Origin of the sequence: Helicobacter turcicus (assembly GCF_019711685.1) — a bacterium.
Taxonomy (GTDB): domain Bacteria; phylum Campylobacterota; class Campylobacteria; order Campylobacterales; family Helicobacteraceae; genus Helicobacter_D; species Helicobacter_D turcicus.
In genome coordinates this window covers 18,237-38,713 of the sequence record NZ_JAIGYQ010000004.1, presented here as the reverse complement: position 1 = coordinate 38,713, position 20,477 = coordinate 18,237, and the positions used below count along the sequence as shown (strand labels likewise).

General features: G+C 36.7%; 22 protein-coding genes. 10 read left to right on the top strand and 12 right to left on the bottom strand.

Going from position 1 to position 20,477, the window contains the following annotated elements:
* Positions 1 to 17: 17 nt before the first annotated feature.
* The 6 genes from coaBC to K4G57_RS03705 all read left to right on the top strand — a co-directional run bounded on the left by coaBC (position 18) and on the right by K4G57_RS03705 (position 6,135).
* Positions 18 to 1,277: a bifunctional phosphopantothenoylcysteine decarboxylase/phosphopantothenate--cysteine ligase CoaBC gene (gene coaBC, locus K4G57_RS03730; RefSeq protein ID WP_221531909.1), complete on the top strand. Its 1,260-nt coding sequence runs from the start codon at positions 18 to 20 to the stop codon at positions 1,275 to 1,277.
* On the top strand, positions 1,274 to 2,032 hold the full coding sequence (locus K4G57_RS03725) for a hypothetical protein (RefSeq protein WP_221531910.1): 759 nt from the start codon (positions 1,274 to 1,276) through the stop codon (positions 2,030 to 2,032). The genes coaBC and K4G57_RS03725 overlap by 4 nt, the downstream gene beginning before the upstream one ends.
* A complete protein-coding gene (locus K4G57_RS03720; RefSeq protein ID WP_221531911.1) occupies positions 2,033 to 2,710 on the top strand; it encodes a di-trans,poly-cis-decaprenylcistransferase in 678 nt (225 codons plus the stop codon).
* A gap of 65 nt (positions 2,711 to 2,775) precedes the next feature.
* A complete protein-coding gene (gene gltX, locus K4G57_RS03715; RefSeq protein WP_221531912.1) occupies positions 2,776 to 4,137 on the top strand; it encodes a glutamate--tRNA ligase in 1,362 nt (453 codons plus the stop codon).
* A 2-nt stretch (positions 4,138 to 4,139) separates the two neighbouring features.
* Complete coding sequence (locus K4G57_RS03710; RefSeq protein WP_221531913.1) at positions 4,140 to 4,433, top strand: YggT family protein; 294 nt, start codon at positions 4,140 to 4,142, stop codon at positions 4,431 to 4,433.
* A gap of 10 nt (positions 4,434 to 4,443) precedes the next feature.
* Entirely contained in the window at positions 4,444 to 6,135 is a 1,692-nt protein-coding gene (locus tag K4G57_RS03705) for a lytic transglycosylase domain-containing protein (RefSeq protein WP_221531914.1), read from the top strand.
* Between the two features lies 1 nt (position 6,136).
* On the opposite strand, the gene K4G57_RS03700 is transcribed toward K4G57_RS03705, so the two are convergent.
* The 6 genes from K4G57_RS03700 to K4G57_RS03675 all read right to left on the bottom strand — a co-directional run bounded on the left by K4G57_RS03700 (position 6,137) and on the right by K4G57_RS03675 (position 9,942).
* Complete coding sequence (locus K4G57_RS03700) at positions 6,137 to 7,141, bottom strand: beta-ketoacyl-ACP synthase III (RefSeq protein ID WP_221531915.1); 1,005 nt, start codon at positions 7,139 to 7,141, stop codon at positions 6,137 to 6,139.
* A gap of 13 nt (positions 7,142 to 7,154) precedes the next feature.
* Complete coding sequence (gene plsX, locus K4G57_RS03695) at positions 7,155 to 8,144, bottom strand: phosphate acyltransferase PlsX (RefSeq protein ID WP_236033211.1); 990 nt, start codon at positions 8,142 to 8,144, stop codon at positions 7,155 to 7,157.
* Between the two features lie 12 nt (positions 8,145 to 8,156).
* Entirely contained in the window at positions 8,157 to 8,312 is a 156-nt protein-coding gene (gene rpmF, locus K4G57_RS03690; protein WP_221531917.1) for a 50S ribosomal protein L32, read from the bottom strand.
* A gap of 18 nt (positions 8,313 to 8,330) precedes the next feature.
* Positions 8,331 to 8,702 (bottom strand): DUF177 domain-containing protein, encoded by a 372-nt coding sequence (locus tag K4G57_RS03685; RefSeq protein WP_221531918.1) that lies wholly within the window; start codon positions 8,700 to 8,702, stop codon positions 8,331 to 8,333.
* A 3-nt stretch (positions 8,703 to 8,705) separates the two neighbouring features.
* Entirely contained in the window at positions 8,706 to 9,119 is a 414-nt protein-coding gene (gene ndk / locus K4G57_RS03680; protein WP_221531919.1) for a nucleoside-diphosphate kinase, read from the bottom strand.
* A gap of 106 nt (positions 9,120 to 9,225) precedes the next feature.
* Positions 9,226 to 9,942 (bottom strand): MqnA/MqnD/SBP family protein, encoded by a 717-nt coding sequence (locus tag K4G57_RS03675; RefSeq protein WP_221531920.1) that lies wholly within the window; start codon positions 9,940 to 9,942, stop codon positions 9,226 to 9,228.
* A 145-nt stretch (positions 9,943 to 10,087) separates the two neighbouring features.
* Between K4G57_RS03675 and cheP the strand changes: the two genes are divergently transcribed.
* Positions 10,088 to 10,939 carry a cheVAW transcriptional regulator CheP gene (gene cheP, locus K4G57_RS03670; RefSeq protein WP_221531921.1) on the top strand — a complete coding sequence of 284 codons (852 nt, stop codon included), beginning with the start codon at positions 10,088 to 10,090 and terminating at the stop codon, positions 10,937 to 10,939.
* Between the two features lie 4 nt (positions 10,940 to 10,943).
* Here cheP and K4G57_RS03665 read toward each other — a convergent pair whose 3' ends face one another.
* Positions 10,944 to 12,077, bottom strand: a complete 1,134-nt coding sequence (locus K4G57_RS03665) for a sugar transporter (protein ID WP_221531922.1) — start codon at positions 12,075 to 12,077, stop codon at positions 10,944 to 10,946.
* Positions 12,078 to 12,205: 128 nt separating this feature from the next.
* A complete protein-coding gene (locus K4G57_RS03660; RefSeq protein ID WP_221531923.1) occupies positions 12,206 to 12,802 on the bottom strand; it encodes a peroxiredoxin in 597 nt (198 codons plus the stop codon).
* Positions 12,803 to 12,943: 141 nt separating this feature from the next.
* On the opposite strand from K4G57_RS03660, the gene metK reads away from it, so the two are divergent.
* Positions 12,944 to 14,104 (top strand): methionine adenosyltransferase, encoded by a 1,161-nt coding sequence (metK, locus tag K4G57_RS03655; protein WP_221531924.1) that lies wholly within the window; start codon positions 12,944 to 12,946, stop codon positions 14,102 to 14,104.
* A gap of 92 nt (positions 14,105 to 14,196) precedes the next feature.
* On the opposite strand, the gene K4G57_RS03650 is transcribed toward metK, so the two are convergent.
* The 4 genes from K4G57_RS03650 to ileS form a co-directional block, all read right to left on the bottom strand.
* Positions 14,197 to 14,481, bottom strand: coding sequence for a hypothetical protein (locus K4G57_RS03650; RefSeq protein WP_221531925.1), 285 nt, complete (start codon positions 14,479 to 14,481; stop codon positions 14,197 to 14,199).
* 128 nt (positions 14,482 to 14,609) lie between these two features.
* Positions 14,610 to 15,062: an FkbM family methyltransferase gene (locus tag K4G57_RS03645; RefSeq protein ID WP_221561801.1), complete on the bottom strand. Its 453-nt coding sequence runs from the start codon at positions 15,060 to 15,062 to the stop codon at positions 14,610 to 14,612.
* Between the two features lies 1 nt (position 15,063).
* Positions 15,064 to 15,192 (bottom strand): hypothetical protein, encoded by a 129-nt coding sequence (locus K4G57_RS09225; protein ID WP_283249672.1) that lies wholly within the window; start codon positions 15,190 to 15,192, stop codon positions 15,064 to 15,066.
* Positions 15,193 to 17,982 carry an isoleucine--tRNA ligase gene (gene ileS / locus K4G57_RS03640; RefSeq protein ID WP_221531927.1) on the bottom strand — a complete coding sequence of 930 codons (2,790 nt, stop codon included), beginning with the start codon at positions 17,980 to 17,982 and terminating at the stop codon, positions 15,193 to 15,195.
* 110 nt (positions 17,983 to 18,092) lie between these two features.
* On the opposite strand from ileS, the gene K4G57_RS03635 reads away from it, so the two are divergent.
* A complete protein-coding gene (locus K4G57_RS03635; protein WP_221531928.1) occupies positions 18,093 to 18,392 on the top strand; it encodes a hypothetical protein in 300 nt (99 codons plus the stop codon).
* 90 nt (positions 18,393 to 18,482) lie between these two features.
* Positions 18,483 to 20,396, top strand: a complete 1,914-nt coding sequence (locus tag K4G57_RS03630) for a translocation/assembly module TamB domain-containing protein (protein WP_221531929.1) — start codon at positions 18,483 to 18,485, stop codon at positions 20,394 to 20,396.
* The last annotated feature ends 81 nt before the right edge of the window (positions 20,397 to 20,477 follow it).

Here is a 20,477-nt window from a genome sequence, read left to right as displayed (position 1 = left end):
CCAAAAGGAAGCAAACAATGGAACAAACGCTAGATAGGACGATTCAAGCACTAGGCAAACTCTTAGAAGACAAAAAAATTGCTTTGGGAGTCTGCGGTAGCGTAGCAATTTACAAAAGCTTAGAGCTTATAAGAATCCTACAAAAATTAGGGGCAACTGTGCGTGTGGTGATGAGCAAAGGCGCATGTGATTTTGTGCAACCCTTGCTCTTTGAAACACTCTCACATCATAATGTGCTAACGCAAAATACGCAAAGCTGGGGAGAAACTCCTTGTAATCATATTGAACTTGCCACTTGGGCAGATTTGTTTATCATTGCCCCTTGCACCGCTAATACAATCAATAAAATCGCCTATGGAATAGCTGATAATATCTTATTGGAGAGTTTTCTAGCCTTTGACAAATTAAAGTTAATCGCCCCAGCAGCAAATACAAAAATGCTAGAAAACCCGGCTACTACGGAATCTTTAAAAATTTTACAAACAAGAGAAATTGTATTAATTACACCACAATGCAAAGAGTTAGCTTGCCAAACTATCGGGAATGGTGCATTAGCTGAACCCTTAGAAATGAGTTTTGCCATTGTGCGCGCATTTTATAAAAATCCTTTTTGGAAACAATGTTGCGTGTGCATAAGTGGAGGAAGTAGCAGAGAAAACATTGATGCTGTGCGCTTTCTTTCTAATTATTCTAGTGGAAAAATGGGAGCTAGTATTGCCCTTGCTGCCTATTTTCTAGGCGCAAAAGTAGAGTTTATAAGCTCACAATTCCCATTTATCCTGCCTTTAAAAGTAAAAGTCAAAAAAGTAGAATCCACACAAGATTATCTCCAAGCAATTCAAAAATGGCAAAATACAGAATCCAAAATGCAAAATTTAGACTCTAAAGATACGAAATCTTTCTTATTTATGAGTGCTGCAATTAGCGATTATATCCCAAAAAATAGGGCAACACAAAAGCTAAAAAAGCAAGAAATCGGAGAGAAATGGAATCTTTTGTTAATTGAAAATCAAGATATTTTAGCCACCATTGTTAAACGCCAAAAAACTATTGGCTTTAAATTAGAATCCCAAAATGGGACCAGTCATGCAAAAAAAGCCTTAAAACAAAAAGGATTAGACGCAATATGCCTAAACACCATTACGCCAAACCATAATCCTCTAAATGCAGAGGACAACCAACTTCTATGGATAACAGATGCATCTATCAAAGATTTAGGATTGTGTGATAAACTAAGTTTAGCATTTAAAATCTTAGAACAGGCACGCTATTTATGATAAAGCAATTACATCAATTAGCCCAAGTGCAAAATGCTCTACAAAATTCCTCCAAAACAACGCAATTTAACGCCACATTGCCCATTAAGCTTGAAGTCATGGAAAAATTACAAGGCATTCGCTATATGTTGAAAGTTGGCAATGCTGCAATGGAGACAAAAAGCCTAAAAGAACTTCAAGTTGGCAGTAAATACTGGGCAATGATGGGGCGTGGCAGCACAGGTTCTATCACGCTTTCAAACCTCATTAAACAACCAAATTTGCTAAAAGATTCCAACATTCCTTTAAAGCTTAATGAAAAAACCTTAGAACAATTTTTGCAAAATAGTGAAAATCCCTTTGATGTAATGAAAGGCTTTCTAACTGACCGCTTAGCAAATGCAGAATCCAAATGGGAGTTTGCCTTCCTTAGCCACATGCTAATGTCTATAAAGCACAAGGTTTTAACAATTCCACTGCATTATGATGATGCAAGCAAAGATGGCTTTATGCAATTAAGAAAAAAACGTTTGCAAGAGCAGGAATGTTTAGAGTTTTACTCTGTATTTTCAAATCTAGGGGCGACTTGGGGCTTACTTTGGGATTTTAAAGAAGGTGTGCGCTTAGATATTAGCGTGATGTATGAAAGCGTAGCAAACCTTCTGCGCAGAAACTTGGATTCCTTAGCTTTTATCAAAGAGACACATATTAATATTAATAGCGATATTGTGCCACTTTACGAGTTTAGCGATTCCTTGCTTGATTTAGAGGGTTAAATGCCAAAACATCTAGCAATTATTATGGACGGCAATGGACGTTGGGCAAAACGTCACTTACAAATGCGCACTTTTGGACATGAAGCAGGGGCACAAAAAATCCAGCAAATCACGGAATTTTGCGCAAAATACGGAATCGCATACCTTAGCCTTTATGCCTTTTCTACTGAAAATTGGAAACGTCCAAAAACAGAAGTGCATTTTCTAATGCGTTTGCTAGAAGAATACTTGGATTCCAAATTTTCTACTTATTTAGACAACAATATCATCTTTAAAACCATCGGGGACTTAAGTATTTTTAGCCCAAACTTACAACAAAAAATTCACGCTTTAGAACTTACAACCAAAGAGAAATGCACAGGACTTACACAAATACTTGCTTTAAATTATGGTTCCAAAGATGAGTTGTGCCGTGCGTTTTTGAAGCTCACCTTAGCACAAGAACAAACTTTTAATATTGATGCAATTGAAAATGCACTTGATACTGCTGGAATTCCACCTGTGGATATGCTAGTGCGCACAGGAGGTGAAATGCGCCTCTCAAACTTTCTTTTATGGCAAAGTGCCTATGCAGAGCTATTTTTTACCAAAACTTTATGGCCAGATTTTAGCAAAGAAGAATTAGAAACAATGCTTCTAGAGTTTAAAAACCGCAATCGCCGATTTGGTGGATTGTGAAAGTTTTTGCCAATTATAATTTTGCTTATGCTAAAATCCACAGAATTTAACAAAAGGTTTCGGAAATGCTACGATTTGCACCTAGCCCAACAGGCGATATGCACACAGGAAATTTGCGTGTTGCCGTGTTTAATTATATTTTAGCTAAACAACGCAATGCACAGCTTTTGCTCCGCATTGAAGATACCGATACTGCACGTAACATTGAAGGCAAAGACAAGGATATTATGTTTTTGCTAAATCTCTTTGGAATCACTTGGGATAATCTTGTGTATCAAAGCAACAATTTTAAGCACCATCGCCAACTAGCAGAATATTTAATCCAAAAAGGCAATGCATTCTATTGCTATTGCACAAAAGAATTTTTAGACCAAAAGCGCGAACTTGCAAAGGCTAATCACCAAGCATTTCGTTATGACGATGCATGGGCGGAGTTAGAAAAAGATAAAAATCCACACCCTGTTGTGCGCCTAAAAGCTCCAAAAGAGCAAGTTGGATTCCACGATGAAATCAAAGGTAATATTACCTTTACCCCAAATGAAATTGATAGCTTTATTATCTTAAAAGAAGATGGAATCCCAACTTATAATTTTGCTTGTGCAGTTGATGATATGCTCTATGATATTGATTTTATTGTACGTGGGGAAGACCATGTAAGCAACACGCCCAAACAAATGCTAATCCACAAATATTTAAATTATGAAAAATCCATTAAATTTGCGCATTTGCCAATTATCCTTAATGGAGAGGGCAAAAAAATGAGCAAGCGCGATAATGCTTCTAGTGTGCAATGGTTATTAGATTCTGGATTTTTGCCACAGGCAATTGTGAATTATCTTATATTACTAGGAAACAAAACACCTTGTGAAGTCTTTACCTTACGTGATGCTTTTGCTTGGTTTGATATTACAAAAGTTGCAAAAGCCCCTGCACGTTTTGATCTTGATAAATTAAAATTTTTAAATAGGGAGCATTTCAAAGCAATGCGTGAGCAAGATTTAAGTGTGCTTTTGGGCTATAAGGATTCTGCAATTGGTGCTTTAGCAAAGCTGTATTTACAAGAAGCAAGTACCCTTAATGAAATCCGAGAGAAAGTGGATTACATTTTTGCTAAAAAAACTCTACTCTTAGAACAATTAGATAAAAATACAGAATCCCAAAACTCTACAGAAGCACTAGAAATTTTAGAGTTTCAAGATGCGATTAAAACGCTTCAAAACACGCTTTTATCCCTACTAAAAGAACAAGATTTTAGCAAAGCAGACTTTAACACTTTTAAATCTGAAGCTATGCAAAAAAGTGGTTTAAAGGGCAAAAATTTCTTTAAAGCACTACGATTCTTACTCACAGGGCACACGCACGGACCAGAGCTTAGCGACCTCTTTCCAATTTTGCGTTTGTATCTTAATGATGTTATAAGGAATTAAAAATGGTTTTAAACACTTTCATTCAAGCATTTGCGCAAATTTTAAGTATGGTGATTAATATTTACATTTGGGTAATTATCATTGCAGCCCTCATTTCTTGGGTGCGCCCTGACCCTTACAACCCCATTGTCCAAATTCTCTATCGCCTAACTGAACCACTCTACACAAAGATTCGACGCATTATCCCAACACTAATTGGAGGTGTGGATTTGACGCCTATTCTTGTGATTTTAGTGCTAAAATTCATTGACTTATTTGTTGTGCAGTTGCTTTTTCAGTTAGCTCACAGCCTCTAAAGGAAAAATAATGCGATTTTTTCTCCTACTTTTATGTGCTTTAAATTTTGCTTTTAGCGCACCCTCTCAGCCCCAAACCACAAAACAATCTGTGCAATCTAAGCCAAAAAAGCCTACTATTAACCAAAATATCACTTTAGATTATCTCAAAAAACAACCTGCTGGAATCTCTAGAGATTTTTACATTTGGTTATTTTTACAACAAGACATTAGCCCAAAAGAAGCCAAAGAAGCCTACAATCTTGCCACACGAAAAAACACAAAACTCTTTGGACTTTACTTCAAAAAAGGTGATAATAAAACACTCTCACGCAAAACGATTTGCCAAAGAATGAGCCTTGATAAACTCTTAAAAGAGGATGCAAAATGTATTGCGCTTGCACTAACCACAAAAAAAGCGGAATCACTAGATAAGACAACACTAAAAAAAATCTCAAATAATGTGAAATCTCACAATTCAAAGCTCTCCAAAAATTTGCAAATTCTAGCATCTAAAAATCCTTTCAAAACCCTAATCACACAAGATTCTAAAACTTTTGCTAGTTTTTATTTCGCTATCTCACAAGGCTACCGCAACCATTTAAATTTTAAGATTCCACAAGATGCAATAATAAGGTTAATAAATGAACGCAATAGCAACTTTAGCCGCGCACTAAGACATATGATTCTCTCCCCAAATCTTAAAACTTTTAATGCTTCACTCACGGAAGTTAAACCCCAAAGTATTATCAATGCACTAGATGCAGAAACCTCTTTTTATCTAGGCTTAAATGCAATGCACCATGACAAAAAAGACCAAGCACTTTCTTATTTTCTGCACTCCCAAAAGCTCTCTAAATACTCCTTTAACAAAAATCGGGCAACTTTTTGGGCATTTCTAGCTAGCAATGATGCGCTATATTTACAGGAAATTACGCGGTCTAAAGCGGTAGATGTTTATAGTCTTGCAAGCCTTGAGATGCTTAAAGAGCGTCCAAACTACAACATTGTCTATGACATTCCCACAAAGACAAAGAGTGCAGAATGGGACTTTAAGAATCCTTTTGAGTGGGAGAGAATCCGCGATTCCTTTAAAAGCCTAAAAACTTCTAATCAAGATTCAGCTAAAAAACTCTTGCTAAAAACCAATAGCGCAGAAACTAAGGCACATTATGTATGGCTCTCACGCGATTTTAACAAAGAGTATTTTTTAATGCCTTATAAAGAAGTGTTTTCTAACTTCTCAAATGACAAACAAGCATTACTTTACGCTCTTGCTAGACAAGAAAGTTTATTTATCCCAACAGCAATTTCCACTTCCTATGCGTTAGGACTTATGCAATTAATGCCTTTTAATGTTAAGGCAATCGCTAAAGAGCTAAATCAAGAACAAGAAATTAGCTATCTAGATATGTTTGACCCTGCAATAAATGTCCCTTATGCAGAATATTTTACGCGTCCTTTAATTAGAGAATTTAACCATCCGCTTTTTATCTCTTATGCTTACAATGGCGGACCTGGCTTTACGCGACGTCTATTAGCTAAAAACTATCTCTTTAAAAAAAGTAATCCGCTAGATCCATGGTATAGTATGGAGATGATTCCTTATGAAGAATCACGCGCTTATGGAAAGAAAGTGCTTGCAAATTATGTGATTTACCAAAGAAAACTTGGCAAAGAGGTGAATATTTTGGATATCTTACATAAAACGCTCATATATTAGACTACCTGCCATTAAAGGTTAGAATCGCCGAACCCCAAGTCAAACCGCCCCCAAAGGCATCTAAGAGCAGTTTTGAACCCTGCTTAATTCTGCCTTCTTCATAAAGCGCATTAATTGCCATAGGAATGGAAGCTGCGGAAGTGTTACCATATTTTTGCACTGTCAGTGCAATTTTTTCTTTTGGGAATCTTAGCGCATCACCCACTGCAGAAATAATGCGAAAATTTGCTTGATGGGGGACAAAAAAATCAATGGAATCTTTATCTATATTATTTTTTTCTAAAATCTCTATAACATCTTGCGTGAGCGTTTTAACAGCAAGTTTAAAGGTTTCGTTGCCTTTCATTTTAATAAACTGCAAACGCTCCTTTAAAACCTCTGTGCTTACAGGATTTCTAACACCACAACCTGGTGTCATTAAAAAATCTTGATATTCTCCATTTGAAGCACAATTGACATCTAAAATACTTAGATTTTTATCATTTGTTTGGCTAATCACAGCCGCTCCTGCCCCATCGCCAAAAAGCACACAGGTGCTTCTATCTTGCATATCAATAATGCTTGATAGCTTTTCTGCACCGATAATTAAAATGTTTTTATGCGCTCTTGATTCAATAAGAGATTTTGCTAAGAAAAGTAAATAGATAAACCCACTACACGCCGCTGCAATATCAAATGCAGGCTTACCAACGATTCCTAAATTATGCGCCACCACACAAGCTGTGGATGGCATACAAAAATAATCTGGAGAAATCGTTGCAACAATTACCGCGTCAATATCACTAGGCTCCAAACCCGCACGTGCAAGAGCTAACTTTGCTGCCTTTGTAGCAAGATCACTTGTAGCTTCACTTGCATCAGCAAACCTGCGCTCTTTAATTCCTGTGCGTTTAATAATCCAATCATCACTTGTATCAACAATCTTAGCAAGATCATCATTTGTAATAACTTTGCTTGGAATGTAAGCACCAATGGAGCTTAGACTTGCATAAATAGACTTCTCCATTGATTTCTCCTTATTAATTCTTAAACCGCTCTAGTGCGACTTCAATATTATGATTTACGGCATTTTCATAGGCTAAAATTGCCTGAAACACAGCATTTTTCATTGCCTTTGCGTTGCTCTTGCCATGACAAATAATCACATTCCCATTTACACCTAAAAGTGGTGCTCCGCCGTATTCTGCATAGTCAATTTGCTTTTTAAGTTTTTTAAACACATTTTTCATAAACAAAGCCCCAAAGATTCCAATTGGAGAGGCTTTAATGTGTTTTTTAAGCAAAAAGGAGATGGAGTTTGCAACACCCTCACTTGCCTTTAGCACAGCATTTCCCACAAAACCATCACAGACAACCACTTCTACATTGCCATCAAAAATATTATTCCCTTCCACATTACCCACAAAACTTGGATGTTTTTTAAGAAGCTCAAAAGCAGTTTTTGTCATCTCATTGCCTTTGCATTCCTCTTCTCCATTTGCAAGTAATCCAATACGCACTTTAGGATAGTTTAGAATCGCTTTTGCATATTCATACCCCATAATTCCGAACTCAAATAAATTCTCTGGCTTACAATCGACATTTGCTCCAGCGTCTAAAACTAAACTTTTATTTCCGTCAATGCGTGGCATTAACGTGCAAATTGCAGGACGCAAAACATTATTTAATCGCCCAATTTTAAGCGTGGCTAAACTCATTGTGGCTCCACTATGTCCAGCGGAAACAACCCCATCTACGACTTTATTTTTCAACATCTCCATCGCAATATAAATAGAGCTTTCCTTGCGCTTTAGTGCAGAAGTAGCACCATCTTCCATTGCGATAAAATCGTTGCAATGCACAATCTCTACTCTACCCTGCAAATTTACAGGAATCAAAGGTTTAATCACTTGCTCATCACCCACAAGCACAAGCGTGAAATCACGCTCTTTGAGTGCCTGTAAGGAACCCTGCACAAGCGGTGCAGACCCGAAGTCTCCACCCATTGCGTCTATGGCAATTTTCATCATTACGCCCTAGTTCTAGCTGCTTTTATAATTTCCAGTAAATTTATTCACACGATGTGGCATTTTCCAAGTTCCATCTTTATCTTTTACGGGAACTGCCAAAGTCAGTTTGTAGTGTGTTCTTCTTTTTGCTGCTCTTGTTTTGCTTACGCGTCTTTTTGGTACTGCCATTTGTTACTCCTTAAAAAATTAATCATCTTTTGTGTGATAATCACAGCGAATCATTTCTAGCTCACCCTCTAAGATTTCACTTAAATCAATATTACCGTTTCCACACTCAATTACATCTTCAAAATGTTCATTATCTAAATTTACAATGCCATCACTTAGATAAAACTCTAAAGGTTCATTAAGTGCTTTTTCATACTCTTCTCCGCTAATATCGCAAATTAAAATAATGCTTCCCTTTAGCATTCCGCTTAGTTTTAGCAAATCAAAATGACTCTTATCATAAGAAAGCACACCCTCTAGTTGCACTCTCTTATCATCGCTTTCAACGAAAAATGGAATTTTTTCTCCATTTTTGCAAACTTGGAATGCCTTTTGAAAAGCTAACTGCATTAATTAGCAAATTTCTCTTGTTGCAAAGAAAAATGCAATTTCTCTTTGTGCATTCTCTAAACTATCACTTCCATGAACCGCATTTGCATCAATACTATCTGCAAAATCTGCACGAATTGTCCCAGCCACTGCTTCTTTTGGGTTTGTAGCCCCCATTAGTTCGCGATTCTTAGCCACTGCATTAAGCCCTTCAAGAACCATTACAACAACAGGTCCGCTTACCATAAAATCTACCAAATCATTAAAGAAAGGGCGCTCTTTATGCACTGCATAAAATTCCTTTGCGTCATTTCTGCTTAGTCTAATTCTTTTCATCGCCACAATTCTTAAGCCGTTACTTTCAAATCTATCAATAATTTTCCCAATCACATTTTTTTGCACTGCATCAGGCTTGATAATGGATAATGTTTGCTCCATTGCTACTCCTAAACCCACATTCTTGAGGGATTCTAAAATTTAAGGGCGATATTATATTAAATTAAACCTACATTTTAGTTTAAAACAATAAATTGCTAAAAATCTTTTAAAAACGACTAGGTGGCTTAATTCCTAAAATACGCAATTTGCGATAAAATCGCTCCACCCCAAATTGTGCTTTTTTATCCATTTTATAAGACAAAACTTTAAGATAATTCAAAATCTCTTTAGCCTTCACTCCGCTTTTGGATTCCGCATTTTTAAGCATAAAGTATGGAATCTTAACTTTCTTCTTAGTAAATGCATGCATTAATTTTGCATAAAATACTCTGTTTTCTTTCACACACAAGCGCCCAAAAACGAAGGGTAAATGCTCCTTTTGCACCCACTTCTCCCCCATATCCAAATATGCAAACACATTCCCGCTTTCTTTATGTTTTTGCTCTTGTCTTAACACCTCTACTAACGCCCTATCTCCAATTAGTACACGTCCCTTTAAGCCCAATACTTTTAAAAGCGCATTTGAAGTTGCAGACTGATAATCTTCACCTTGCTCTTTAGGCAAGCAAATGACGCTAATCACTCTTTTACGCGCTATGATTCCAACATTTGTTGCTTTAAATTTCTCCTTTTGCGCCCTTAAAGCTGTGATAGAAGAGACAAATCCTGCATCAATGCGCCCAAACAAAAACTCTTTATTCAAATGTGCAGGATAGGATTTTTTCCTATTGTAAAAGAGCTGAAATTGTGAAGGTTTCGGGTAAGCACGTACAAACACTTCAAAGGGTAAAAGATTTAAGTAATCAATTTTTCCAAAACGCATCAAATGTCCTTAAAATTTGCACCATTTTAACACAACTTACTCTAAATCACCACATTTACTAGACAACCTTATTATATTAAAGCATAGTTTTAATAAATATAATATAGAATCAACGCTTTACATTAATCACACTAAAAGGAAAATTATGAATCCTTTACTTGTAGAGACCATTAAAGAGCTACCGCCACTACCGCAAACCGTTATGGAGTTGCGTGAATATGTGGATTCTAGTGGGGCAGATTTAGAAGTCTCTAAAGTTGCAGCAATTTTGTCAAAAGACCCCTTAATTGTAGGAGAGTTGTTGCGCCTTGCAAACTCTCCATTTTATGGACTCTCACGTAAGATTTCAACCATTCAGCAAGTTGTTTCTTTGCTAGGAGCTGGAACGATTAAAAACACCGTAATGGCAAATGCAATTCACTCTAACTTTTCTATAAATGTTTCGCCCTATGGACTAGATAATAATACATTTCTAGCCAACTGCTCTAGAGAAGTAGATTTTATCTCAACATGGCTAAGAGAGGAGGATAAACACCTTGCTAATGAGTTAATTCCTTGTGCAATGTTACTACGTTTAGGAATGATTTTACTCTCAGATATGCTAATTAAATCAGGTAAAGACAAAGAGTTTTTAGAACAGAATCGTGCGAATAATTTCCAAGATGTCCATGAATTAGAGAATCAATACTGCGGTGTGGATAGTATTTCGTTTTTAGGATTTCTTTTTAATCACTGGGAATTTGACGAAGATCTTATCCAAAGTATTGTGCATATTAATAATCCCCATGCAGCTACCCAAGAGATTAAAAAGAATGCTTATGCGCTCTCGGTAATAAACTGCCTCTTTGAACCATATCACCCGCTTAGTCAATTTAATTCTAAAAAAGCTATTGCTTTAGTCAATGAAGCCATCGGACAAGGAGTAAATTTTAATATGGCAAACTTCTTAGCAAAACTTCCAGATGAGGCAAAAGAAAACCTTATCAAAGACGATTAAGATTCTAAGATTGGAATCTTTTTTGTAGCATATAATATACACATACGCAAAATGCCACAAATGCCCCAAAGTAACTGATGTACCCCACATTTAAATATTCTGTAATTAACCCGCCAAAATATGCACCGCTTCCGATTCCAACATTATAGATTCCAGAGAAAATTGACATCGCAACAGAAGTCCCAACAGGCACTAAATGCAACACTTTCGCTTGAAAGGCAAGCCCAAACATCGTAATAGATAAACCCCAAAGCATACAAACAATAACCACACTAAAGGAGCTAAAACTTAGAATTTTTAGAAGTAAGAGCGCGACAAATACCCCAAAAATGGCAAAAGTCAAAAAAGTCTCCTTATATTTATCATGGTATTTAGAGAACAAATATCCTCCAACAATGCCCATTACTCCAAAAATAACAAGCGTCGCAGTAATTGCATTACGACTAAAATGTGCATTTTGCGCTAAAAATGGTTCTATATAACTATATGCAATAAAATGCGCAGTTATTAGACACATTGTGATTCCATATACACTTAAGAGTTTTGGTGTTTTGAGTAGTTGTGGTAAGGAACGCAAAGAAATTGCTCCTCCACTTGGCATTTGTGGCAATGTTTTTAAAAGTGCTAAAAAGACTAAAAATGCCACAATTCCTATGATTAAAAAGCTTACTCTCCAACCAAAATACAGCCCAATTACACGTCCTAAAGGAAGCCCAGCAAGCAACGCCACACTAGTGCCTACAATCACAAAGCTAATTGCCATACTTTCCTTGCCCTTTGGTGCTGCACGCACCGCCATAGGAGTAGCAATAGACCAAAATAAAGAATGCGCACAAGCCACTCCTATCCTTGAAGCCATCAATACCCAATAGTTATCCGCAAGCGCAGAAAATATATGACTAACAATAAAAAGCCCCACAACAAAAAGCAGTAGTCTCCGCAAATCAAAGCGCGAACACGTAAGCATAAGTGGCAAGGAAGCAAGGGCGACTACCCACGCATACACACTCATCAAAAATCCAGACTTAGCTTCTGTGATTCCAAAATCCGTGGCGATAAGTGTCAAAAGTCCAATAGGAATAAATTCAGAAGTATTAAAAATAAACGCCGCAAAACTAATGGCAATGACTGCTTGCATTACTCTCCTTGAAAATTAAAATTAAGGCGAGCATTATACTGCGATTCCATCTAAAGAAAATTTAATAAAAAGGGAACGGGGATTTAAGAGAGGAACAAAATTCCAAAAAGGAATTTTGTTTTAAAAAATTAAAGCTTATCTGCGTTTTGTGCCAAGTATTCTGCAACACCTTCCGTTGTTGCTTTCATTCCTTTATCACCTTTATTCCAACCAGCAGGACATACTTCTCCATGCTCTTCAAAGAATGTTAATGCATCACACATTCTTAGCATTTCATCCATATTTCTACCAAGCGGTAGGTCATTAATGACTGCGTGGCGAATGACTTGATTTTTATCAATCAAAAAAGAACCTCTAAGTGCAACAGACTCATCAAATAACACATCATAGTCTCTTGAAATCTGTTTGTTTAAATCCGCAACCATAGGGAACTGAACATTTCCGATTCCACCTTGATTTACAGGAGTACTTTTCCAAGCAAAATGCACAACATCAGAATCAATGGAGACACCAATTACATTAAATCCTTTTGCTTTAAAATCTTTTACTCTGTGATCCATTGCAATGATTTCAGATGGGCAAACAAATGTAAAGTCAAGAGGCCAAAAGAATAAAACTGCGCCGTTTCTGCCAAGATTTCTTGAAAGTTCAAAATCCTTTACGATTTGGTTATCCGCTAAAACTGCAGATGCTTTAAAATCGGGAGCTTTTTTTGTTACTAACATCACTAAATCCTTGTAAAAATAATTTATTGATAAAAAATATCAATTGCTAAATTGTAGCTAATGTAAGATAAATACAAAATTAAAACTTTTAAGTTTCTTTAGGATAAAATTGCAAAATATTTCAAAATACAAGGTGAATTTATGAAAAAAGAGTTTCTTTTTACTTCAGAATCTGTTACAGAAGGGCATCCTGACAAAATGGCAGATCAAATTAGTGATGCAATTTTAGACTATATCATAGAAAGAGACCCAAAGGCTAGAGTTGCATGCGAAACACTGCTTTCTAATGGATACTGCGTAATTGCTGGTGAGCTAAAAACACATGCTTACGCGCCAATGCAAGACATTGCAAGACGCGTTATACGCGAGATTGGCTATATTGACGCAAGATATGGCTTTGATTACAGAAGCGCGGGTGTTCTAAATGGTATTGGTGAGCAAAGCCCAGATATTAATCAAGGTGTTGATAGAGAAGATGGAGAAATTGGTGCAGGTGACCAAGGACTTATGTTTGGTTATGCTTGCCGTGAAACTGATGTACTAATGCCACTTCCTATCTATCTCTCACACAGAATCACAGAAGGACTAGCGCGTGCTAGAAAAGATGGCACATTACCTTTCTTACGTCCTGATGCTAAATCACAAGTTACGATTAAATATATAGATGGTAAGCCAGTTAGCATTGATACGATTGTTGTCTCCACACAGCATAGCCCAGAGACCTCCCAAGATATGCTAAGAAATGCTGTCATTGAAGAGGTGGTTAAAAAAGCATTACCAAAAGAATTTATAAATGATAATATCCGCTATTTTGTTAATCCAACAGGAAAATTTGTAATCGGCGGACCACAAGGAGATGCAGGACTTACAGGACGCAAAATCATCGTAGATACTTATGGTGGAAGTTGTCCGCATGGAGGAGGTGCATTTAGTGGTAAAGACCCAAGCAAAGTAGATAGAAGTGGTGCATATGCAATGCGCTATGTAGCAAAAAATCTTGTTGCAAGTGGGATTTGCGATAAAGCAACCATTCAGATTGCCTATGCAATCGGTGTTGTAGAGCCTGTTTCTATCCTTGTTAATACGCATGGAACAGGAAAAGTAGAGGATTCTAAAATTGAAGAATGCGTGAAACAAATCTTCCGTTTAACACCACGTGGTATCATTGAATCTTTAGACTTACTCCGTCCAATCTACCAAAAAACAGCGAGTTATGGACACTTTGGAAGAGAGTTGCCAGACTTTACTTGGGAAAAAACAGACAAAGTGGAGGCAATCAAAGATTACTTTCACTTAAAATAAACAACCAACTTTTACAAGCAGAATCTAATTAGATTCTGCCTAAGCTAACTTCCTATTTAAATAGTGCCAAAAAACAACTAAAGGACAATCTTCTATAAACCTCTAAAAAGTATCAAACCAATTAACACAACAAGACATACTAAAAGACAAATTTCAACAGCATGGAGTCTCTTTAAAAGACGAAGACGTTTCCGAACATCAGACGATTCAGGATAGGTCAGTTCTTTCGCTTTTGCCGCACTCTTTGCTGCAATTTGCTTCTCACTTACAGATTCTAATGGCACAAATAAAAGCGAAGGAGCGTCTCTTACAAAAGCATCCCAATACACATAGCCCATTTTCTCCAAAATCCGCTCTATTTTTAAAAAATTTTTCAATCTTAGTGCCTCTACATAAATTTAGAGGACGATTTTTTGCAATGCATTTGCGCACACCATCTAATACCTTATCCTCCATTCCTTCCACATCAATTTTCATTATTCCAATTTTTTCTTCTAAATTAAGACTATCTAAGGGTTTGCAAATAATCCCCCCCCCCCATAGATTCTCCAAGTGTTAGGGACATTGCACCAAAATTTTCTGGAATCTCTTTTTCAAAATGCATCACTTCCTCGCGATTAGACACACCTATTTCATACACCTTGATAGCCTTTTGGAATCCATTAAGTTTAATACTCTCTTTTGCAATGGCACTCATCTTTGGATTTGCTTCAAAAGCAATGACTTTATACCCATTTGCCGCAAAAGACAATGCGTGATTACCAATATTCATTCCCACATCAAGCACCACAGAATCTTTTGGAATCCTAGTTAGTATTTCTTGGAGCAATTCATATTCATAAGGGACATTATTTTTATAAATATCTCTTTGAATGCAATCTGTTTCTTTATAAGGAACATACACCTTATACTTTACACCCTCTTCTTTTAAATCTAATGTTACAACATCTTTTTGCATACTACTCCTTATTTTTTAAATATTTTAATGCCACAAACCCAAGCCACATTGCAAGAAGCACAATGGCAATACTAAACCACGTTTCATCTAATCCCACAGGTTGGGTAAAATCAAAAAATCCTTTAAACATTTAAGTCTCTAAAACCTTCGCACAACGTGAGCAGGGACGGTCTTCATCTGCACTTATAAACTGCCAACAACGCGGACATTTATACCCACTTGCAGGATATATGCTATAATTCTCGCCATTAAATGTGAAAGTCGCAAGTGCATTTGCTCCACCATTGCTTCCTAACGCGCTTACCATTAACCAAAGGTTTAACTCTCTAAAAGATTCCATAGAAGTTGGAATCCCTAAATCCACTTCTAACGTGGATTTGATTTTAGATTTCTTTTTTAGGTTATCAATCTGCTCTAAGAAACTTGAACGCAATGCCAAGAGCATATCAAAATCCATACTTGGTGCTTCAAAAGAAGGCAGTGGTTGATACAAAATGTCTAACACATCAACATTAGATTCCACATTCACAATTCCACAACATTCCAAAAGAGCCTTGCTCTGTGTATGACTAAGTGCCTCATTAATCGTATAGGTTAGCATTGGTGCAAGCAAACCAAAAAGCCTACTACAAATGAGTGCCATTACACTTTGTGCTGCTTTGCGTTCATAAGAATCACGCGCATTACAATACAAATTATCCTTGCACAAATCCAAATAGATTCCGCTTAACTCAACATTTAAGAAGTAGTTTAACTCTTGCAAACCTTTTGAAAACTCATATTCTCCAAAGAGTCGATTAACACTATCAAAACACTCTTTTGCACACCTTAAAATCCACAAATCAATCTGGGAAAAATGTCTCACTTCTAGGGATTCTAAGGATTCTACATTAGCAAGTAAAAAACGGATTGTGTTACGAATCTTGCGGTAGTTATCGCCTACTTGTTTTAGGATATTTTCTGAAATCCTTTGATCATTTTGATAATCACTTTGTGCAACCCAAAGGCGCAAAATCTCACTTCCAAAATCCTTTAAAACTTTCTCTGGTGGAATCACATTGCCCTTAGACTTACTCATTTTCTCGCCATTTTCATCCATTGTAAAGCCATGTGTTAAAATGCTTTTATATGGTGCACACTCATTAAGTGCGCAGCTCACAAGCAAGGAGCTGTGAAACCACCCTCTATGCTGGTCACTTCCTTCTAAATACATATCCGCGGGATACTCTCCACTTGCGTATTTTGCACTATTTAATACAGCCCTCCAAGTGCTTCCACTATCAAACCAAACATCTAAGATATGATGAATTTTTTCTAAATGCGCACTCTCTCCCTTAAAACTCGGCGGCAAAAGCTCTTCAACGCTCTTACTCCACCATGCATCACAACCTTCTTTGCTAAAAATATCTGCGACAAAGTCCAAAATCTCACTATTTAGCAACACTTCACCACTACGTCTATCTCTAAAAAACGCAATAGGAACTCCCCAATCTCTCTGCCTTGAAATGCACCAATCAGGACGTTCCTCAATCATAGAACGAATCCTGCGACGCCCATGCTCTGGATAAAACTGCGTAGCGTCGATTTGCTCTAGTGCAATTTGACGTAAAGTCTTGCCTTCTTTACTAAAAGGCTCGTCCATTACAATAAACCACTGCGCTGTGGCTCTAAAGATAATTGGCTCATGTGAGCGCCAACAATGCGGATAAGAGTGCTTAATCTTTGTGTGTTTTAAAAGGTTTTCACCCAATAACTCAAAAATTCTTGCATGTGTATCAAAAACAAATTTTCCCACAAATTCATGGGGGTTAAAAAACAGCTGCTCACGCACCAAAGTTTCATCAAAACAGCCCTTATCATCTACTGGCATATGCACAGGTAAATTGTATTTTAGCCCCACAAAATAATCGTCCTCACCATGTCCTGGTGCTGTATGCACACATCCGCTTCCCTCGCCTACTGCAACATGCTCTCCTAAAATAATTTTAGAATCTTTGCCATTTAGCGGATTAATGGCGTGTTTGTTTTCTAAAATTTTTGCACTAAATGTTTTTAAAATTCCATTCTCTACAATTCCAATTTCTGCAAGCTTCTCCACTTGTGAAGCTAACACAACCTTACCATCTTTAGTGAGTGCATAAGTTTCATTTGGATTTAATGCAATTCCGCTATTTGCTGGAAGCGTCCAAGGAGTTGTTGTCCAAATGACACATTGTGCTTTTTGGATTCCATATTCTTTTGCACCAATAGCACTTAATGCATCTTCTTGTAGCTTGAAAGCTACAAAGATAGAATCACTTTCTTTTTCTGCATACTCTACTTCTGCTTCTGCAAGTGCTGTTTGACAAGCCCAACTCCAATATACAGGCTTACTACGCTCTTTTAATAAACCTTTTTTTGCCACTTCACAAAGCACTTTGTAAATGTCAGCTTCAAAAGCAAAATCCATTGTTTTATAAGGGTTTTCAAAATCCCCCCAAACACCAAGCCTTAAAAACTCGTCTTTTTGTATTGCTACAAACTCTTGTGCGTGTTTGCGACAAAGCTCTCTAATCTTAGTTTTTGGCAATATATCTTTTTTTTCCTTACTGATTTTTTTCTCCACTTGCTGTTCAATGGGCAATCCATGGCAATCCCAACCGGGTGTGTAAAAGACCTTTTTACCTTGAAAATAGTGATATTTGACAATCATATCTTTTAGAATTTTATTTAATGCATGTCCGATATGAATGTGTCCGTTTGCATAAGGGGGACCATCGTGCAAATTAAAGCTATCAGTGGCATTTTGGCGATTTTTTAGCATTTTTGCATACAAATTACTTTCTTTCCACGCAAGGTAGGTTTTTGACTCATTTTGAGGCAGATTTCCACGCATTGGAAAACTTGTCACAGGCAAGACAAGAGTGTCTTTGTAATCCATAAAATTCCTTATATTTTTTGAAAAGTCTGAAGTTGGATTCTACTTTAATTTAATTTAAAGTTGCATTATTTTAAGTTCTTTTGAACTGTTTTTTAAATAAACTTCATTTTATGAAAAAATACTTACTCTTACTTAGTCTTATTTTTGTTGTTGGATTTCTAGGTGCTTGTGGCGGAGGAAATGAATCTTTTCTCTATAAAAGCTCGAATTGTAATGATGCCAAACGTGATTGTTTAATTGAATGCCGCAAAAACGGAAAGGGACAAACTCGGTGCCTTGAAGAGTGTGAAAAGGTGCGTGGAATGTGCGAAGCGGTAAAAACAAAAGGTTGCTTACAAGATTGCAACACACGACATGGAAAAAACACACCATCTGCTGAACAGTGCAAAAAACGCTGTCAAGGTTTATAATACTAACCTAAAGCCACAATGAAAACTCTGCTAAAATCCAAAATCATATTTTGTGTTTTTGGATTCTTATTTACTATTAGTGGAGCTTTTGTGTTTCTTTTTTCACCCATTGGAAATAGCTTTATTGCAAACTTTCTCACCAAAAATTTAGAATCTAAAACAGGCATTGCATGGGAAGTGCGTAGTTTTAAGCTCTACCCAAATTCTTTTAGTCTAGATTTTAGCGCACAAAATGAGAATTTAGAGCTTTTTGCAAAAGGAAATTACTCACTTTTAACACAAAATATTCAAGGAGATTTCTTATTAAACTCCAAAGGTTCTACCTTGCCACTCAAGACAAGTCAAAAACCCTTAAACATTGCTAAAGATGTATGGATTGAAGGGTTATTTGCTGGAAAGTTTGCAAACTACTTCATTCAAGCTAGTAGCAATATTTTACAAGCACGTAGTGATTTAAGTATGGCATTCTCTTATCTTACTCTCCAAAGCATTAGTCTAGACATGAAAGACGCGAGTCTTACGGAAACTCTTGAAATGCTTAATGTTATCCCATATAGTGATGGAGTCTTAAATCTTAACTTACAACTAAACCGCCACTTAGCGCAAAACACTTTTGATGGCAACATTACGTTAAATGTTGATGGTGGAGATTTGGATACAGAAGCCTTTTTAAAATCCTTTGGATTAAACATTGCTCCCACGCATTTCATCACCCAACTTCAAGGCACAATCTCCCAAAATACACTAGAATATACTCTCAATCTCTACTCTAACATCGGTGATATGCTCCTTGCTGGAACAACAAATATCCAATCCCTTGCTACCAATATGGATTTTAACATCAAACTCCAAAGCCTCTCACCCTTCTCTCCATTCTTTAAGATTCCATTAAATGGAAGCTTTCTAGCCAAAGGCACAACACGAGGAGATATGAAAAATATGCTTATTCAAGGAGAAATCACACTCGAGAATTCACCCCTTGATTTTCGCCTAAGCTTACAGAAGTTTAAGCCCCACACTTTTGAACTAAATAGTAAAAGTCTCCAAGCAATGTCTCTTTTAAAGCTTCTAAATCAACCAACATATCTCAATGGAATCTTAACACTTAAAGTGCTTTTGCGTGACTTCACACATGGAATTTCAGGTATCGCACAAATACAAGGAGAGAATCTTTTTATTAATAGCCCATTGCTTGAAACCCATACAAAAATTGGCTTCCCCTCCACCGCGTTTCGTTTAGATTCCAAAATTGAACTCGCACAAGGCAAAGGCGTTGTGGATTATCTTTTGTATTCCAATATCGCAAACCTCCAAAGTCAAGGCGGAAATATCACTCTAAATCCCTTTAGCCTAAATCTCCCCCAAAAGATTAGTGTGAGTAAGCTACAAAATCTCTCTTATCGTAATAAGAGTTTGTTTAATGGGGAACTAAATCTTAGCGGAGTCGCAACGCAAAATTCCATTGATTTAAACGGCACAATCACACAAGAAAAAATAGAATCCAAAACAAGCTTCGCACTAAACCCAAAACGTTTGAGTTTTTATCTAAGCCAACTAAATAGCGAACAAATCCGCACGATTCTTCCTAAAATTCCACCCTCTTTAAATTCTCTTGAAGGGCGCGCTAATTTGCACCTACAACAAGATTTCATAAAGCAAGTAGAACACATAAACTTTGATTTTTTAACTTTACGATTCCACAATAGCACACTTTTAAAAAACCTAAACAAGATAAGTTGCAAAAACCTAAACAAAGCTACCTTTAGCGGACATATTTATAACCAACTGCATACTAATGGCACACTCTTAAGTGCCATCACACTACAAAAAATTGCAACACACAAAAAAGATTCCAAATCTCCACTTATTAACGCTTCTAAGATTATTACTAATCTAAACACTCAAGCACTAAGTGGCAATCTCACCTTTAAATGCGACAAAATCACGCAAGAAACTAACCTAAGCGGCACAATACAGAATCCAAAATTCGCAAAAGCGAGATAAATCTGCAAAATTTAATACAATTTAAAGCTTAATTCATTTTACCTTTATATTAATTTCGCTTAAATGCGTGAAAAATTTTAC

Coding starts and splice junctions, on each gene's coding strand:
- coaBC (WP_221531909.1), top strand. CDS start 18: ATGGAACAAACGCTAGATAGGACGATTCAAGCACTAGGCAAACTCTTA.
- K4G57_RS03725 (WP_221531910.1), top strand. CDS start 1,274: ATGATAAAGCAATTACATCAATTAGCCCAAGTGCAAAATGCTCTACAA.
- K4G57_RS03720 (WP_221531911.1), top strand. CDS start 2,033: ATGCCAAAACATCTAGCAATTATTATGGACGGCAATGGACGTTGGGCA.
- gltX (WP_221531912.1), top strand. CDS start 2,776: ATGCTACGATTTGCACCTAGCCCAACAGGCGATATGCACACAGGAAAT.
- K4G57_RS03710 (WP_221531913.1), top strand. CDS start 4,140: ATGGTTTTAAACACTTTCATTCAAGCATTTGCGCAAATTTTAAGTATG.
- K4G57_RS03705 (WP_221531914.1), top strand. CDS start 4,444: ATGCGATTTTTTCTCCTACTTTTATGTGCTTTAAATTTTGCTTTTAGC.
- K4G57_RS03700 (WP_221531915.1), bottom strand. CDS start 7,141: ATGGAGAAGTCTATTTATGCAAGTCTAAGCTCCATTGGTGCTTACATT.
- plsX (WP_236033211.1), bottom strand. CDS start 8,144: ATGATGAAAATTGCCATAGACGCAATGGGTGGAGACTTCGGGTCTGCA.
- rpmF (WP_221531917.1), bottom strand. CDS start 8,312: ATGGCAGTACCAAAAAGACGCGTAAGCAAAACAAGAGCAGCAAAAAGA.
- K4G57_RS03685 (WP_221531918.1), bottom strand. CDS start 8,702: ATGCAGTTAGCTTTTCAAAAGGCATTCCAAGTTTGCAAAAATGGAGAA.
- ndk (WP_221531919.1), bottom strand. CDS start 9,119: ATGGAGCAAACATTATCCATTATCAAGCCTGATGCAGTGCAAAAAAAT.
- K4G57_RS03675 (WP_221531920.1), bottom strand. CDS start 9,942: ATGCGTTTTGGAAAAATTGATTACTTAAATCTTTTACCCTTTGAAGTG.
- cheP (WP_221531921.1), top strand. CDS start 10,088: ATGAATCCTTTACTTGTAGAGACCATTAAAGAGCTACCGCCACTACCG.
- K4G57_RS03665 (WP_221531922.1), bottom strand. CDS start 12,077: ATGCAAGCAGTCATTGCCATTAGTTTTGCGGCGTTTATTTTTAATACT.
- K4G57_RS03660 (WP_221531923.1), bottom strand. CDS start 12,802: ATGTTAGTAACAAAAAAAGCTCCCGATTTTAAAGCATCTGCAGTTTTA.
- metK (WP_221531924.1), top strand. CDS start 12,944: ATGAAAAAAGAGTTTCTTTTTACTTCAGAATCTGTTACAGAAGGGCAT.
- K4G57_RS03645 (WP_221561801.1), bottom strand. CDS start 15,062: ATGCAAAAAGATGTTGTAACATTAGATTTAAAAGAAGAGGGTGTAAAG.
- K4G57_RS09225 (WP_283249672.1), bottom strand. CDS start 15,192: ATGTTTAAAGGATTTTTTGATTTTACCCAACCTGTGGGATTAGATGAA.
- ileS (WP_221531927.1), bottom strand. CDS start 17,982: ATGGATTACAAAGACACTCTTGTCTTGCCTGTGACAAGTTTTCCAATG.
- K4G57_RS03635 (WP_221531928.1), top strand. CDS start 18,093: ATGAAAAAATACTTACTCTTACTTAGTCTTATTTTTGTTGTTGGATTT.